Annotated in this window: 18 protein-coding genes; 12 read left to right on the top strand and 6 right to left on the bottom strand. The window is 68.4% G+C overall.

Annotated elements, in window-relative coordinates:
• The first annotated feature begins 124 nt into the window (after window positions 1–124).
• Window positions 125–445: a hypothetical protein gene (locus tag ACTIFS_RS20030; RefSeq protein WP_439575894.1), complete on the top strand. Its 321-nt coding sequence runs from the start codon at window positions 125–127 to the stop codon at window positions 443–445.
• Here the strand turns inward: ACTIFS_RS20030 and ACTIFS_RS20025 are convergent.
• Entirely contained in the window at window positions 412–930 is a 519-nt protein-coding gene (locus ACTIFS_RS20025) for a hypothetical protein (RefSeq protein ID WP_439575893.1), read from the bottom strand. The two genes, ACTIFS_RS20030 and ACTIFS_RS20025, sit on opposite strands and share 34 nt — an antisense overlap.
• A gap of 242 nt (window positions 931–1172) precedes the next feature.
• On the opposite strand from ACTIFS_RS20025, the gene ACTIFS_RS20020 reads away from it, so the two are divergent.
• The 8 genes from ACTIFS_RS20020 to ACTIFS_RS19985 all read left to right on the top strand — a co-directional run bounded on the left by ACTIFS_RS20020 (window position 1173) and on the right by ACTIFS_RS19985 (window position 7938).
• Complete coding sequence (locus ACTIFS_RS20020; protein ID WP_439575892.1) at window positions 1173–1544, top strand: Hpt domain-containing protein; 372 nt, start codon at window positions 1173–1175, stop codon at window positions 1542–1544.
• Between the two features lie 164 nt (window positions 1545–1708).
• Window positions 1709–2029 (top strand): 2Fe-2S iron-sulfur cluster-binding protein, encoded by a 321-nt coding sequence (locus tag ACTIFS_RS20015; RefSeq protein ID WP_439575891.1) that lies wholly within the window; start codon window positions 1709–1711, stop codon window positions 2027–2029.
• Window positions 2030–2121: 92 nt separating this feature from the next.
• Window positions 2122–3180 carry an NAD(P)/FAD-dependent oxidoreductase gene (locus tag ACTIFS_RS20010; protein ID WP_439575890.1) on the top strand — a complete coding sequence of 353 codons (1059 nt, stop codon included), beginning with the start codon at window positions 2122–2124 and terminating at the stop codon, window positions 3178–3180.
• Between the two features lie 361 nt (window positions 3181–3541).
• Window positions 3542–4417 (top strand): DMT family transporter, encoded by an 876-nt coding sequence (locus ACTIFS_RS20005; RefSeq protein ID WP_439575889.1) that lies wholly within the window; start codon window positions 3542–3544, stop codon window positions 4415–4417.
• Between the two features lie 56 nt (window positions 4418–4473).
• Complete coding sequence (locus ACTIFS_RS20000) at window positions 4474–4998, top strand: SixA phosphatase family protein (RefSeq protein WP_439575888.1); 525 nt, start codon at window positions 4474–4476, stop codon at window positions 4996–4998.
• Window positions 4999–6435, top strand: coding sequence for a YcjX family protein (locus tag ACTIFS_RS19995; protein WP_439575887.1), 1437 nt, complete (start codon window positions 4999–5001; stop codon window positions 6433–6435).
• Window positions 6432–7445, top strand: coding sequence for a YcjF family protein (locus tag ACTIFS_RS19990; protein ID WP_439575886.1), 1014 nt, complete (start codon window positions 6432–6434; stop codon window positions 7443–7445). The genes ACTIFS_RS19995 and ACTIFS_RS19990 overlap by 4 nt, the downstream gene beginning before the upstream one ends.
• A gap of 61 nt (window positions 7446–7506) precedes the next feature.
• Window positions 7507–7938 (top strand): universal stress protein, encoded by a 432-nt coding sequence (locus tag ACTIFS_RS19985; protein ID WP_439575885.1) that lies wholly within the window; start codon window positions 7507–7509, stop codon window positions 7936–7938.
• Here ACTIFS_RS19985 and ACTIFS_RS19980 read toward each other — a convergent pair.
• From ACTIFS_RS19980 to ACTIFS_RS19970, 3 genes are all read right to left on the bottom strand, one after another.
• The gene (locus tag ACTIFS_RS19980) at window positions 7922–8557 is read right to left on the bottom strand and encodes a hypothetical protein (protein ID WP_439575884.1); all 636 of its coding nucleotides are present in this window, start codon (window positions 8555–8557) and stop codon (window positions 7922–7924) included. The genes ACTIFS_RS19985 and ACTIFS_RS19980 overlap by 17 nt on opposite strands.
• Before the next feature lie 39 nt (window positions 8558–8596).
• Window positions 8597–9358, bottom strand: coding sequence for a tRNA1(Val) (adenine(37)-N6)-methyltransferase (locus tag ACTIFS_RS19975; protein ID WP_439575883.1), 762 nt, complete (start codon window positions 9356–9358; stop codon window positions 8597–8599).
• 61 nt (window positions 9359–9419) lie between these two features.
• Complete coding sequence (locus ACTIFS_RS19970; RefSeq protein WP_439575882.1) at window positions 9420–9650, bottom strand: putative signal transducing protein; 231 nt, start codon at window positions 9648–9650, stop codon at window positions 9420–9422.
• Between the two features lie 141 nt (window positions 9651–9791).
• On the opposite strand from ACTIFS_RS19970, the gene ACTIFS_RS19965 reads away from it, so the two are divergent.
• Together ACTIFS_RS19965 and queC are read left to right on the top strand one after the other, a co-directional pair.
• On the top strand, window positions 9792–10799 hold the full coding sequence (locus tag ACTIFS_RS19965) for a polyprenyl synthetase family protein (protein ID WP_439575881.1): 1008 nt from the start codon (window positions 9792–9794) through the stop codon (window positions 10797–10799).
• 68 nt (window positions 10800–10867) lie between these two features.
• A complete protein-coding gene (gene queC / locus ACTIFS_RS19960; RefSeq protein ID WP_439575880.1) occupies window positions 10868–11566 on the top strand; it encodes a 7-cyano-7-deazaguanine synthase QueC in 699 nt (232 codons plus the stop codon).
• Window positions 11567–11817: 251 nt separating this feature from the next.
• Here queC and ACTIFS_RS19955 read toward each other — a convergent pair whose 3' ends face one another.
• Both ACTIFS_RS19955 and ACTIFS_RS19950 read right to left on the bottom strand, forming a co-directional pair.
• A complete protein-coding gene (locus ACTIFS_RS19955) occupies window positions 11818–12993 on the bottom strand; it encodes a vWA domain-containing protein (protein ID WP_439575879.1) in 1176 nt (391 codons plus the stop codon).
• 52 nt (window positions 12994–13045) lie between these two features.
• Complete coding sequence (locus ACTIFS_RS19950; RefSeq protein WP_439575878.1) at window positions 13046–13234, bottom strand: hypothetical protein; 189 nt, start codon at window positions 13232–13234, stop codon at window positions 13046–13048.
• 119 nt (window positions 13235–13353) lie between these two features.
• Here ACTIFS_RS19950 and ACTIFS_RS19945 point away from each other — a divergent pair, with 119 nt between their 5' ends.
• Entirely contained in the window at window positions 13354–13722 is a 369-nt protein-coding gene (locus tag ACTIFS_RS19945; RefSeq protein WP_439575877.1) for a hypothetical protein, read from the top strand.
• Window positions 13723–13795 lie beyond the last annotated feature (73 nt).

Below are 13795 nucleotides of genomic sequence, written 5' to 3'. Positions count from 1 at the left end.
TAGGACGCAACACCACGACTGGCGCGACAACAGTCCGCCGCAGCGTGTAATCTACCGGCGCCCCTTTAGGAATGAAACCTGCCGGGGTCGCAGTTTCCGAATCATCGTTAACGGATGAGTAACCATGATCGACGGCAACAGCGGCGGAAGGGCTGGACAGCGTGGCGGCAAGCCTCGCGCGAAGCGTGCCGGTGTGGACGGGCAGGGCGCCCCAAGGCCGAGCGATGTCCAGCGCCGCTGGCTGCTGCGCGGCACCAGCCAGCCCGGCGGAAAGCTGCCGCTGTTCGATGCCGCGGGCCGGGACGTGCCCCGCGCCACCATCCGTGCCTGCATCGAGGCCGGCTGGGCCGAGCCCTGGTTCGCCAACCCGGTCAAGCCCGACTGGCTGGTGTGCCGGCTGACCGCGGAAGGCTACCGGGCCGTGGGCCGCGAACCGCCGGACTGACCCGTGCGCGCGGTCACCTGATCGATGTAGCGGTCCATGCCGGCGACGACCACGCTGTTGACCATCGCTGCCCTGACGGGGTCGAACTGGGCGTGAACCGCCTCGATATAGCCCTGGGTGTGACAGGCGAAGGCATGGGCCTCCCGGCTGGTCTGCGGGTGCTGCGCGGCCAGCGACAGGCTGCGGGCCGCATCCCGCTCGCCGCGCAGTTCTGGGCCGACCGGTAGCCTGACCGCCGCGAGCGCGTCGGCATAGAGCTCGGCGTCACTGTGTCGGTCGATGAGCCAGCCCACCGAGAAGGCGAACACATCCACCAGCCAGACCGCTGCGCGCGCCAGGTAGATCGCGATCATCAGGACGACGATCGTCAAGAAGGGCTGGCTGGTGCCCATCGCCAACGTTGCGAGCACCGAGCAGGCCAGTTCCACGCCGATCCGGATCAATCGCGTCCGAAGTGCCCGTCCGCGCGTGCGCTGGAACACCATCGCCTTCTCCCGCTGCTCCGTGCTTGCCGTGTCCCCCTGCCGTCCTGGCGGGACGGGACGCCGGTCACCGGCGGCCGGACCTTGCCTGCCGCCTTTACCGCACGTCAACCGCGCCGCCGGATTCCGCCATGCTCTTAACTCCGGTTTGCCCGAGCGGCGTCCACCATCCGCCGTGTCGGGGAGAGAGGAGGGACAACCTCCTCCGGGGCGTGACGGCCCCATCAACAGGGACGCGAAAGACAATGGCACGTATGATGAGCGACGACTTCACAGGGGGCGGCGGACGGCCCGTCGACCTCGTCCACCTGTCCCGCCAGACCTTCGGGGATCGCGATCTGGAACGCGAGGTTCTGGCGCTGTTCGAGCGGCAGTCGCGGACCATGGTGGCGCGGCTCCGCGAGGCGACCAACGCCAAGACCTGGGCGGACGCCGCCCATACGCTCAAGGGATCGGCGCTCGGGATCGGTGCCTTCGCGGTGGCCGAGGCCGCCGGGCGCGTCGAATGCGACCAGGTCGATCACCTGTCCTCGCGCGCCTGGGACGACCTGAACCGGCTCGAGAAGGAAGTGGAGGCGGTCAACGCCTTCATCGCCAGCATCCTCCAGGCAGCCTGAACCGGCGCAGGACGGACTCACGGACGCGCTACTGGCGGAGCGGCACGGCTTTCGCTAAGGGATCGGCAGTTTTCCGGGCCGCTGCGTGAAGGCGTGGCGGCCTTGTCTCGTGCGGGCGTGTCCAGCGCCCGCAGCCGGGACGCCTGCCGCCATGCGAGGAGCCGATGCCGCAGATCACCTTCATCGACCACAAGGGCGAGCGCCGCACCGTGGCCGGGGATACCGGCGCGACGGTGATGGAAGCCGCGATCAAGAACGGCGTGCCCGGCATCGTTGCCGAATGCGGCGGGGCCTGCGCCTGTGCGACCTGCCATGTCTATGTCGACGAAGCCTGGACGGCGGTCGTGGGCGAACCCTCCCACATGGAGGAAGACATGCTCGACTTCGCCTTCGATGTGCGGCCGAACTCGCGCCTGTCCTGCCAGATCAAGATCACGGCCGCCATGGACGGGCTTGCCGTGACGACGCCCGAGCGGCAGGGCTGAACGGCGGTCCCGAAGGGCTGAAGCGCGCCAACGGCCTTTTCGCGCCTGCCGCATCGCGATAGAGACAGGCGTCTTCACTTTTTGAGGCGCCCATGTCCGACGCGCTTGCCGACACCCCGTCCCCCGTCGAGGTCGACTGCCTGATCGTCGGGGCAGGCCCGGTCGGGCTGTTTGCCGTGTTCGAGCTCGGTCTGCTCGACATCAAGGCCCATCTCGTCGATATCCTGCCGAAGGTCGGCGGCCAGTGCGCCGAGCTCTACCCGGAAAAGCCGATCTACGACATTCCCGGCTTCCCCTCCGTGTCGGGGCAGGGACTGGTCGACAATCTGATGCAGCAGATCGAGCCCTTCGGCGCGACCTTCCATCTCGGCCAGCAGGTGGACGCGATCGAGGTTCTGGGCACGGCGGAGAAGCCGCTGTTCCGGGTGGTGACCGATGCCGGCACGGTGTTCATGGCGAAGACCATCGCGATTGCCGCCGGCGGCGGCTCGTTCCAGCCGAAGCGCCCCCCCGTTCCCGGCATCGAGGGTTTTGAGGGCAGTTCGGTGTTCTATTCGGTGCGCCGGATGGATGCCTTCCGCGACCGCGACGTGATGATCGTCGGTGGCGGCGATTCCGCTCTCGACTGGACGCTGAGCCTTGCGCCCATCGCGCGTTCGCTGACCCTGATGCACCGGCGCGACGAGTTCCGGGCCGCCCCCCATTCGGTCGAACAGATGCGGGCCCTGGTGGCCGAGGGGAAGGTGAACCTCGTCTTCGGCCAGATCACCGGACTGGAGGGCGCCGCGCCCGCGCTTGCCGGCGTCACCTGCCGCGGGCTCGACAATCAGCCTTTCACGGTGCCTTGCGACCGCCTGCTGCCGTTCTTCGGGCTGACCATGAAGCTCGGACCGATCGCCGGCTGGGGCCTGAACCTTCACGAGAACCTGATTGCCGTGGATACCGAGAAGTTCGAGACCTCGGTGCCCGGCATTTTCGCCATCGGCGACATCAACTGGTATCCGGGCAAGCTGAAGCTGATCCTGTCGGGATTCCACGAGGCCGCGCTGTTCGCCCAGAAGGCGCATCGCTATGTCTATCCGGACAAGCGCCTGACCTTCCAGTACACGACCTCCTCCTCCAGCCTGCAGAAGAAGCTCGGAGTGTCGTAAGGCGGGTGTCCGGGCAGGTCTGATCCGGCCTGCATTCCGGTCTGTGCGTCTTTCGAGGCTCGGGCTCACGCCCTCGCACCTCGGGATGCGGAAGGAGGTGAGCTGCCATTCGCCAGAAGCTGCGGCGTGGTGCCAGTCCCGTTCCGCGCCGATGCCAGGCACATTCCTCCTCATCCTGAGGTGCGAGCGACAGCGAGCCTCGAAGGACGCAGGAACCGGTTGCCGGCGAACCTGGCCAGCCCCGTTCTCCGGCCCCGCCAGCCTCCGGAACGGCCCACGCAGGGCCCCCATGCCGGCGCGCCCCTTCGTTTTCGCGCCGGATGGCTTAAACGGGTCGGCCACGCGCGGAGAAACAAGCGCCATGCCCCCCCAGACGGCCGAGCGGCCGCTTCCCGCCATCGCCGCGCAGGCTGCCTGCTTCTTCCTCATCTCGATCAATGACGTGATCCTGAAGATCATCGTCGCCGAGATGCCGAGCTGGCAGATCATGGCCATCCGCTCGGGCTTCAGCCTGATGATGCTGATGCCTTTCGTCGCCTGGCAGATGGCCAGAGGCTCGGGCACCATCGCCACGCGCCGGCCGGTCGCGCATCTGTTCCGCGCCTGTCTGTCGGCCGTGTCGATCTTCGCCTATTTCGAGGCGCTGCGCGAACTGGACCTGCCGGTGGCGACCGCCATCCTGTTCGTCACGCCGTTCTTCGTTGTGGCGCTGTCCGGCATCGCTCTCGGGGAGAAGGTGACGGCCAACCGCTGGATCGCCGTGGCGATCGGCTTTGCCGGGGCCCTTGTCATCATCCGTCCCGGTCCGGCGGGGGTCTCGATCGCGGCGCTGCTGGCGCTGCTGTCGGCAGCCACCTGGGGCGCGGCCATGGTTGCCATGCGCAACCTGGCCAGGACCGAGGGCACGCTTTCGGTGATCCTCTATTTCAACCTGTTCATCTGCCTCATCGCGGGTGCCATGGCCCTGCCGGGCTGGCAGCCGGTGCCGGCGCGCACCATCGGCATCCTCGCGATCATCGCGGTGATCCAGTTGTCCGCCCAGTTCTTCATGATGACCGCCTTCCGCTTCGCCTCGGCATCGGTGGTCGCGCCCGTGCAGTACAGCCAGCTTCTCTGGTCGGTGCTGGCGGGCTGGCTGGTCTTCTCCGTGATTCCGGGCCCGAACGTATTCCTCGGGGCGGCGGTCATCGTGGCGAGCGGCCTCTACCTCATCCTGTCCGAGCGGCGGGCTTCCTGATCGACCTTGCCTCCGGCCCCCGGAACACGCACATCTGCGGAGCGAAAGGGAGTGTGATGCGCCGGCTGATCCTGCTCAGGCACACCAAGTCCGACTGGCCGGCGGGATTGCGCGACCGCGACCGGCCGCTGGCCGCACGCGGGCGGCGCGCCGCTCCGCTGATGGGCCGGGTGCTGGTGGAGCGCGGCCTTGTGCCCGACCGCGCACTGGTGTCCACGGCAAGGCGCACCACCGAGACATGGGACCTGGCGCGGGCCGGCCACCCGGACCTTCCCGCAGGAACGGGGGAACCGCGCATCTACGAGGCGCCGGCGTTCCAGCTTGCCAATGTGATCCGCGAGGTGCCGGACCCGGTCCAGACCCTGCTGATGGTCGGTCACAATCCCGGCATGGAGGATCTGGCTTTCGAACTGGTCGGCTCGGGCGACGAGGCGGCCCGCGCGCGCCTCGGCCGCAAATATCCGACCGGGGGTCTCGCCGTCATCGCCTGTGCCATCGACAGCTGGCGCGACCTTGCCCGCCATTGCGGCCGGCTGGACGCCTTCGTCGTGCCCCGCGACCTCGATGACGAGGCCGAATAGATGGTCTGGACCGGATTGTGGAACGAGACGCGCCTCGCCGCCCGTTCCATCGCAAGCTATGCCACCGACTGGGTCAACCCGACGCTGAGGCTGGGGGTCACCGGGCTGTCGCGCTCCGGCAAGACGGTTTTCATCACCGCGCTCGTCCATGGCCTGATCGCCGCCGCGCGCTGGCCGGTGTTCGAGGCGCAGGCGCAGGGCCGCATCGCGCGCGTGCGCCTGGAGCCGCAGGCCGATGATGGCATTCCGCGCTTTCCCTACGAGCAGCACCTCGCCACGCTGACCGGCGAGCGCATCTGGCCGGAAGGCACCCGGCGCATCAGCGAGATTCGCCTCGCCATCGACTTTGCCTCCAATGCCGGCCTGATGCGCGGCACCTCGCGCACGCTCACCCTCGACATCGTCGACTATCCCGGCGAATGGCTGCTGGACCTGACCCTGCTCGGGCAGACCTATCCGGAATGGTCGCGGCGGAGCATCGACCAGGCCCGGTCGCATCCGCGGGACGGCCTCTCCGGGGAATGGCTGGCCGCGGCGGCGGCGGTGGACCCGTTCGGACGGGCGGAGGAGGGCGATGCCATGCGCCTTGCCGCCCTGTTCACCGCCTATCTGAGGGCCTGCCGCGACGAGCGCGTGTCGCTGTCGACGCTGCCGCCGGGGCGGTTCCTGCTGCCCGGCGAGATGGAGGGTTCGCCCGCGCTCACCTTCTGCCCGCTGGACCTTGCCGGCCGGGCGCCGGCTGGCGACAGCCTGGCCGCGCTGATGGAGCGGCGCTTCGAGAGCTACAAACGGCTGGTGGTGATGCCGTTCTATACCCAGCATTTCGCCAGCCTCGACCGGCAGGTCGTGCTGGTCGATGCCCTGGCGGCGCTGAATGCCGGCCCGGCAGCGCTCGCCGATCTCGAACTGGCGCTTGCCGACGTGCTGACCGCTTTCCGGCCGGGCAGCAATTCCATCCTTTCCGCCATGCTGTCGCGCCGGATCGACCGCATCCTGTTCGCCGCCACCAAGGCCGACCACCTGCACCAGACCAGCCACGACCGGCTGGAGGGGCTTTTGCGGCGGCTGACCGACAGGGCGATCCGCCGCTCCGAGTTCGCGGGCGCGCGCGTGGATGTCGCCGCCATCGCCGCGCTCCGCGCCACGCGCGAGACGATGGTGTCGCGCAAGGGACGCCCGCTCGCCTGCATCGTCGGCACGCCGCTCGCCGGGGAGGTCGCGCTGGGCGAGCGCTTCGACGGCGAGGGGGAGGTCGCCATCTTTCCCGGCGAACTGCCCGCCGATCCGACCGGGCTGTTTGCCGGCCCCGAGGCGTTTCTCGGCGAGGACTACCGCTTCGTCCGGTTCCGCCCGCCTGTGGCCGACCCGCGCCAGCCCTTGCCCCATATCCGCCTCGACCGCGCGGTCGAGTTCCTGATCGGAGACCGGCTGGCATGAGCAAGCGACCGGAAAAGCCGCAGGTCTTCCGCCTCGGCCGCGACGATGTGGAGATGGCGCCGCCGAGCGATGCACCGGTGCCGACCCGGTCGGGGCCTGAGCCGGTGGCGGTCGAGATCGCCGCAGCGGCGCCGCCGAAGACCGGGTTCTGGACGAAGCTGTTCTGGACCGGGGCCGGTGCGCTGGTCTCGCTCGGCTTCGGCGTGGCGGTATCGCGCCTGATCGACGATCTGTTCGCGCGCACCCTGTGGCTCGGCTGGCTGGGCGTTGCGGCGGCCGGCGTCTTCGGCCTTGCGGCACTCGTCCTGATCGCCCGCGAGCTGCTGGCGCTGCGGTCTCTCGCCCGGCTCGACATGCTGCGCGAGATGGCGGCCGAGGCGGTGGCGCGCGGCGATGGGCGGGCCTGCGGCCTTGCCGCCGATGCGGTCATTGCCGCCATGGCCGGCAACGCCCGCACGGCGCGCGGGCGGGCGGTGGTGGCCGAGGCCTTGACCGGCGGCATTGTCGACGGGCCGCAGAAGCTGCGCATCGTCGAGCGCGAACTGCTGGAACCGCTCGACCGGGAAGCGACGCGGCTGGTCGCCGAGGCGGCGCGCCGCGTGTCGGTGGTCACGGCGGTCAGCCCGCGCGCGGCGGTGGACCTTGCCGTGGTGTTCGGAACGGCGGTGCATCTCATCCGGCGTGTCGCCGAGGTCTATGGCGGCCGGCCGGGCACGCTCGGCATGCTCAAGCTGACGCGCCATGTCATGGCCCATATGGCGCTGACCGGCGGCATGGCGGCGGGCGACACCGTGCTCGACCAGCTTGTCGGCCATGGCCTCGCGGCCCGGCTGTCCGCCAAGCTCGGCGAGGGCGTGCTTAACGGATTGCTGACCGCCCGGCTCGGCATCACCGCCATCGCCGTGACGCGGCCCTTGCCCTATATCGGCTCGCCGCGCCCCGATGTGCGCGATCTGGTCGGCGATGCCCTGTTGCGCCCGGGCCGGGAGGACCCGCCGCGGCGCGCTTGACCCGCCTCAAGGACGCGATGCGCGTCAGCCGTCAGGGTGCTCGCCAGACAGGGAGAGCACCATGTTCAAGACCATTCTGTGCCCGGTTGATCCGGTGGAGCCGGGGCTCGAGGACAAGGCGCTGGCGGTGGCGAAGCAACTCGTCGGGGCCGGTGACGCCAAGATCGTCCTGCTCGCCGTCGTGCCGGACATGCCGGCTTTTGCGGCCGAATATATCCCGATGGATTTCCGCCAGGCGCAGGTCAAGGACGCGAAGGAGACACTCGCGGCCCTGTCGGAGAAGCTCGGCCTCGGCGAGGGGCAGGTGACCGCCAGGGTCAGGATCGGCCGCCCCTATCACGAGATTCTGGAAGAGGCCGCCGAGGCCGGGGCCGATCTGATCGTCATGGCCTCGCACCGGCCGGGCCTTGCCACCTATCTGATCGGCTCGAACGCCACCCATGTCGTTCGCCACGCCCGCTGCTCGGTCATGGTGCTCAGGTCCGGCGCGTGACCGGCTTCGGCAGGAGCGCGGCCGGGGGATCGAGCGGATCGAAGGTGCCCGGCCGGTTCTTGGTCAGCCAGAGCGACATCTGCCAGACCGTGTAGCCGCCGACGAAGGCGACGAGCCCGAGAAGGCCCCAGTTGAGGGCCTGCAGGCCCTGCACCGCGAGATAGGCGAGGCACAGCGCGAGCAAGCCTGTCGTCAGCGCCACGACCGCATAGCGCCAGGAGGGTTCGCCGGCGAGGAACCGGGCCTTGGGCGAGGCCTTGGCAATCGCAGCCAGAAGGACGCGCACGAAGGCATGGAAGGCCGGGTCGTTGGCCTCGATCTCGGCGACGCCGCGCCAGGAGATATTGGCGAACCAGACCTTCTGGCCGAGCCTCTGGCGGATGTCGACGCGGTAGCGGTGCGTGTAGAGGTTGGCCGGCCGGAAGGCGATGCGCACGCTCTCGATCTGGTGCAGCGGCAGGCGGCCGGTGGCGCGCCCGTCCGACCAGACCAGGTCGCGGTCCTCCAGGGTGAACGACACGTCCATGCCGATCAGCTTCGGCCGATGGCGGTAGGTCGGGTGATCCTCGTGGTCGCGCATGAGGCCACTGAGGTGAGCGCTGTCGTCTGCAAGGGTCATGACGCCGTCTCTACAGGGTCGCGGCGCCCCTGCCAAAGGTCACAGCGCGGCGCCCTCGCGCAGGATCGCCTCGGCTTCCGGCGTCGTGCGGCCGGTCGCATCCTGGAGGACGAGGCCGGGCAGGATGGTCACGGGCGCGCGCGACCCCTTCACGGCATTGACGATCAGGCGGATGGCCGGCGAACTCGGGCGCGGGTGGACCGGCCGCAGCGTGACCGCGCCGAAGCGGCCGCGCAGGGCGGCCAGAAGAGCCTCCGGCTGGTCGGCCCGGTGGATCATGGTGAGCGAGCCGCCGGGACGCAGCACCGAGACGGCGGTGCGCAGGAACCCGGCCAGCGCATCGTCGCCGGCCAGGTGCGCGAGCCGCCGGCCGGGCTGCGGCGAGCCGCGATGGCGGGCGGCGTCGTGAAAGGGCGGATTGGTCAGCACCCGGTCGATCTGGCCGAGGAGCAGGCCCGACCGCTCGCGCATGGACCCCCGCGCGCGGGCGTCCATGATGATGACGCGGGTCCGATCCCCCACACCGTTGAGAGCCGCATTGGCTTCCGCAAGCCGTGCGAGAATGGGATCGATCTCCACCAGCGTGAGAAAGCCGAGCGGCACGCGCCGCGCCAGGGCAAAGGCCGCGGCGCCGACGCCCGATCCGAGATCCAGCACGCGTTCGTCCGGGCCCGCCGGCACGGCGGCTGCAAGCAGCACGGCATCATGCCCGGCGCGGTGACCGCGCTCGGGCTGGATCAGCGTCACCCGCCCGCCGAGAATGGCATCGCGCGTGACGGGAATCTCCGCCGTCTCGTCCATCGACCATCACTGGCACGGAATGGCCGGTCAGCCCATCCGCCACTTTCCGGAAGCGGACGGTTCAGCCGGGCAGGGGGCGCAGTTCCTCGCCCCAGCCGGCCTCGCGAATGAGCCGGCGGGCCCGGTCGGCCTCGTCGGGGGGAACCAGGATGCGCATGGGAAAGGCGGCGATCCGTGCTTCCAGCGCGGATATATGCCGGTCGGCGACGAAATGGGTCACGCCCTCGCCCGAAAGCAGGGCCTCGACCGCCGAGACGAAGACGGGATCGGGGGTGCGGACGATCTCTTCCAAGCCCCTGCATCTCCCCGCTGCGGCGGCAGGCCCTTGCAGGCTGCGACCTTTCGTGATGGTTGCCAGCCTTGAGAAGGACCGAGGCCCTGCCTATTGTCCAGAAAAATCCGGGCAAACGGTCCCAAGCTTGCGGAGTGCTGCGTGGCAGTCGTCGTCCCATTCGAGAAGGAGCAGGCCTCGATCGAGGCCCTGGTCGGTGCCACGCGGGCCGACATGGAGCGGGTCAATGCGATGATCCTGTCGCGGACGGGCTCGCAGGTGACCATGATTCCCGAGGTGGCGAACCATCTCATCTCTTCCGGAGGCAAGCGGCTGCGCCCGATGCTGACGCTGGCCACCGCAGCGCTTGCCGGCTATCGCGGCGAGGGGCATGTCAAGCTGGCGGCAGCGGTGGAGTTCATGCACACCGCCACGCTGCTGCACGACGATGTCGTCGACGAGAGCGACATGCGGCGCGGCCGGCCGGCGGCCCGCATGGTCTGGGGCAACGAGGCCTCGGTGCTGGTCGGCGACTTCCTGCTCGGCCAGGCCTTCAAGATGATGGTGGAGGTCGGCTCGCTGCGCGCGCTCGACATCCTCTCCACCGCAGCCGCCGTCATCGCCGAGGGCGAGGTGATGCAGCTTGCTGCCGCCAAGAACACGGCGACCACGGAGGACGAATATCTGGCCGTGGTCCGGGGCAAGACGGCCGAGCTGTTTGCGGCCGCCTGCGAGGTCGGCCCCGTGATCGCCGACAGCCCCAAGGCGGAACAGGCCGCCGCCCGCGCCTATGGCATGAATCTGGGCATCGCCTTCCAGCTGATCGACGATGCGCTCGATTATGGCGGCAAGGCCCAGAAGCTCGGCAAGAATGTCGGCGACGATTTCCGCGAGGGCAAGATCACGCTGCCCGTGGTGCTCGCCTTCCGCCGCGGTTCGGGCGAGGAGCGCGCCTTCTGGAAGCGCACGCTGGTGGAGGGGGCGGTCGCCGCCGGCGATCTTGAGGCCGCCATCGGTCTGATGACCCGGCACGGGGCGCTGTCCGACACGATCGAACGGGCCCGGCACTATGGCGACATGGCCGTGGACGCCCTGGCGCTGTTCCCCGACAGCCCGCTGAAGGCGGCGCTGAAGCAGGCCGTCGATTTCTGCATCGCCCGGGCGCATTGAGGCGGGCGAAGGCGGCTTGATGGGCCCCAGCTGGTCAAAGCAGCTCAAGCCGTGAGAGTGCTCCACCCATGACTGAAACCGGCGCTCTCGTGCTGTTCTCCGGCGGGCAGGATTCGGCCACTTGCCTCGCCTGGGCGCTCGACCGGTTCGACCAAGTGGAGACGCTCGGCTTCGCCTATGGCCAGCGCCACCGCGTCGAACTCGACTGCCGTGAGGGCCTGCGCGTTGGCACGGCCGCGCTCGATCCCCGCTTTGCCGCGCGGCTCGGCCCGGACCATACGCTCGACCTCGGCGTGCTGGGCGAGGTCTCCGAGACGGCGCTGACCCGCGACACGGCGATCGCCATGGGCGCGGAGGGTCTGCCCAATACCTTCGTGCCCGGCCGCAACCTCGTGTTCCTCACGTTCGCCGCGGCGCTGGCCTATCGGCGCGGGCTCAGGCACATCGTCGCTGGCATGTGCGAGACCGACTATTCCGGCTATCCCGACTGCCGCGACGACACGATCAAGGCGCTGCAGGTGGCGCTCAATCTCGGCATGGACCGGCGCTTCGTTCTGGAGACGCCGCTGATGTTCATCGACAAGGCCGAGACATGGCGGATGGCGGAACGGATCGGCGGGGCGGAGCTGGTGGAGCTGATCCGCACGCAGTCGCATTCCTGCTATCTCGGTGACCGGACGCAGGAGCACGACTGGGGCCATGGCTGCGGCACCTGTCCGGCCTGCGAGCTCAGGGCAGCCGGCTGGCGGCGCTACCGGGGCGGGTGAAAACGCAGCGCGGACGGCTTGCAGGACCGAGTTGCCTCCTTCGAGGCTCGCCCTTCGGGCTCGCGCCTCAGGATGAGGAGGACGAGGTTGGCATTTCGGGTGTGCGGGCCCCGGCCGCCTGACGCATCTGACAGCGATGCAAGCCTTCACCCTCCTCATCCTGAGGTGCGAGCGGCAGCGGGCCTCGAAGGACGCAAATCCCGTGGTGCAAGCCGCGTTGGCGCCGGATGGCGTCCACCCGCCGGATGGTGCTACCGCACCAGTTCCTTCATTGCCTTGTCGAGGCCGCTCAACGTCAGGGGATACATCCGGTTCTCCATCAGGTCGCGGATGACACCGATGGAATGGGTGTAGTCCCAGTGCTTCTCCTTGACCGGATTGATCCAGACCATGGAGGAGTAGATGGAGGCGATGCGCTTCAGCCAGACCGCGCCGGCTTCTTCGTTGAAATGCTCGACCGACCCGCCGGGCTGGACGATCTCGTAGGGGCTCATGGACGCGTCGCCGACGAAGATCACCTTGTAGTCGCTGCCATATTTGTGCAGCACGTCCCAGGTCGGCGTGGTTTCATCAAAGCGGCGATGATTCTTCTTCCACACCTTCTCGTAAAGGCAGTTGTGGAAGTAGAAATATTCCATGTGCTTGAATTCGGCCTTGGCCGCCGAGAACAGCTCCTCGCAGAGCTGGATATGCCAGTCCATCGAGCCGCCGACGTCGAAGAACAGCAGCACCTTGATGGAATTGCGCCGCTCGGGCCGCATCTGCACGTCGAGAAAGCCGTGGCGCGCCGTCTCGCGAATGGTGCCGTCGAGGTCGAGCTCGTCGGGTGAGCCGGTCCGGGCGAATTTTCGCAGGCGGCGCAGCGCGATCTTGATGTTGCGGGTGCCGAGTTCGACCGTGTCGTCGTAGTCCTTGAACTCGCGCTTGTCCCAGACCTTCACGGCGCGGAAATTGCGGTTCGAATCCTGGCCGATGCGGATGCCTTCGGGATTGTAGCCGTTGGCACCGAAGGGCGAGGTGCCGCCCGTGCCGATCCACTTGTTGCCGCCCTGATGGCGCCCCTTCTGCTCCTCGAGGCGCTTCTTCAACTCCTCCATCAGCTTGTCCCAGCCGCCGAGCGCCTCAATCTGGGCTTTCTCTTCCTCGGTCAGGAACTTCTCGGTCAGCTTGCGCAGCCATTCCTCGGGGATGTTGACCTCGAGGCCCTCGGCCAGCGTTTCGAGACCCTTGAAGGTGGCGCCGAACACCTTGTCGAACTTGTCGATGTTGCGCTCGTCCTTCACCAGCGTGGCGCGGGACAGGTAGTAGAAGTCGGTCGGGGAGCGCTCGATGATGTCGGCGTCCAGCGCCTCCATCAGCGTGAGATATTCGCGCACCGTCACCGGCACGCCCGCCTTCTTCAGATCGTGGAAGAAATTGATGAACATGGCGCCAGTCTAGTGTCAGGGGTGGCTGCCGTCACCCGCCCTGTTCGGCGGATCAGCCATTGCCGCCGCTGATCGACGACGAGCCGAGGCCCGTGCCCCCAGACAGCCGGTCGATCTTCGCCCTGTGGTGCTCGCCCTCGCGGACCTTCGGGTCACGCCAGCCGCGCCCGACCAGCCACCACGAGAGCGGAAGGGAGACGATGATCGCACCGGCTGCGACATAGAGCAGGGCCGTTCTCATGGGGAAGAGACTACGCTCGATGCCGCAAAATGACAATCATTGCCACATCCGGACACTGCCACGGGGACGCTGGTGCCATTCCCAAGCGGACACTAACATCCGTTGGGAGGAGAGCCACCATGGCGCAGATGGGTGCTGTCAACAGCGGTCAGCCGCACTTTTCCGCTATGGAGGACGGTGCCTATGGGCTCCTGCGAAAGCTGCCGCCGGGCCTGTGCGTCGATTGTGGCGCGGCAGCCGGCGTCACGGTTGGCAGGATCCTGAAGCACAGCCCGAACTCCCGTGTGATCGCCTTTGAGCCCTTCCCCGGCAACTGGCCGCGCTTCGAGGAGGCGTGGGGCAGCGACAGTCGCTGTGAGCTGAGGAAGATCGCACTCGGGGCCAGCGCGACGATTGCTCCCTTCTACGTCGCGCACAGTGCCACTTTGGGCGGCCATGCCGGTGCCTCCAATGTTGGGACTCTGGTTGGTCGTGGCGATCTCCAGTGACCTGAGACCCTCTTCTCCTCCGGCCTGAGGGAGAGTCCTGGGTTTCGTTTATGGCCTTAGGCGGCCTGTCGTT

Origin of the sequence: Phreatobacter sp. (assembly GCF_051860605.1) — a bacterium.
GTDB lineage: Bacteria > Pseudomonadota > Alphaproteobacteria > Rhizobiales > Phreatobacteraceae > Phreatobacter.
The sequence above is the reverse complement of the archived record's forward strand: the minus strand, read 5'-3'. Positions and strand labels throughout refer to the sequence as shown.

What these genes read in the sequence shown, in the direction of transcription:
- ACTIFS_RS20030 (WP_439575894.1), top strand. Translation starts at nt 125, where the DNA reads ATGATCGACGGCAACAGCGGCGGAAGGGCTGGACAGCGTGGCGGCAAG.
- ACTIFS_RS20025 (WP_439575893.1), bottom strand. Translation starts at nt 930, where the DNA reads ATGGTGTTCCAGCGCACGCGCGGACGGGCACTTCGGACGCGATTGATC.
- ACTIFS_RS20020 (WP_439575892.1), top strand. Translation starts at nt 1,173, where the DNA reads ATGGCACGTATGATGAGCGACGACTTCACAGGGGGCGGCGGACGGCCC.
- ACTIFS_RS20015 (WP_439575891.1), top strand. Translation starts at nt 1,709, where the DNA reads ATGCCGCAGATCACCTTCATCGACCACAAGGGCGAGCGCCGCACCGTG.
- ACTIFS_RS20010 (WP_439575890.1), top strand. Translation starts at nt 2,122, where the DNA reads ATGTCCGACGCGCTTGCCGACACCCCGTCCCCCGTCGAGGTCGACTGC.
- ACTIFS_RS20005 (WP_439575889.1), top strand. Translation starts at nt 3,542, where the DNA reads ATGCCCCCCCAGACGGCCGAGCGGCCGCTTCCCGCCATCGCCGCGCAG.
- ACTIFS_RS20000 (WP_439575888.1), top strand. Translation starts at nt 4,474, where the DNA reads ATGCGCCGGCTGATCCTGCTCAGGCACACCAAGTCCGACTGGCCGGCG.
- ACTIFS_RS19995 (WP_439575887.1), top strand. Translation starts at nt 4,999, where the DNA reads ATGGTCTGGACCGGATTGTGGAACGAGACGCGCCTCGCCGCCCGTTCC.
- ACTIFS_RS19990 (WP_439575886.1), top strand. Translation starts at nt 6,432, where the DNA reads ATGAGCAAGCGACCGGAAAAGCCGCAGGTCTTCCGCCTCGGCCGCGAC.
- ACTIFS_RS19985 (WP_439575885.1), top strand. Translation starts at nt 7,507, where the DNA reads ATGTTCAAGACCATTCTGTGCCCGGTTGATCCGGTGGAGCCGGGGCTC.
- ACTIFS_RS19980 (WP_439575884.1), bottom strand. Translation starts at nt 8,557, where the DNA reads ATGACCCTTGCAGACGACAGCGCTCACCTCAGTGGCCTCATGCGCGAC.
- ACTIFS_RS19975 (WP_439575883.1), bottom strand. Translation starts at nt 9,358, where the DNA reads ATGGACGAGACGGCGGAGATTCCCGTCACGCGCGATGCCATTCTCGGC.
- queC (WP_439575880.1), top strand. Translation starts at nt 10,868, where the DNA reads ATGACTGAAACCGGCGCTCTCGTGCTGTTCTCCGGCGGGCAGGATTCG.
- ACTIFS_RS19955 (WP_439575879.1), bottom strand. Translation starts at nt 12,993, where the DNA reads ATGTTCATCAATTTCTTCCACGATCTGAAGAAGGCGGGCGTGCCGGTG.
- ACTIFS_RS19950 (WP_439575878.1), bottom strand. Translation starts at nt 13,234, where the DNA reads ATGAGAACGGCCCTGCTCTATGTCGCAGCCGGTGCGATCATCGTCTCC.
- ACTIFS_RS19945 (WP_439575877.1), top strand. Translation starts at nt 13,354, where the DNA reads ATGGCGCAGATGGGTGCTGTCAACAGCGGTCAGCCGCACTTTTCCGCT.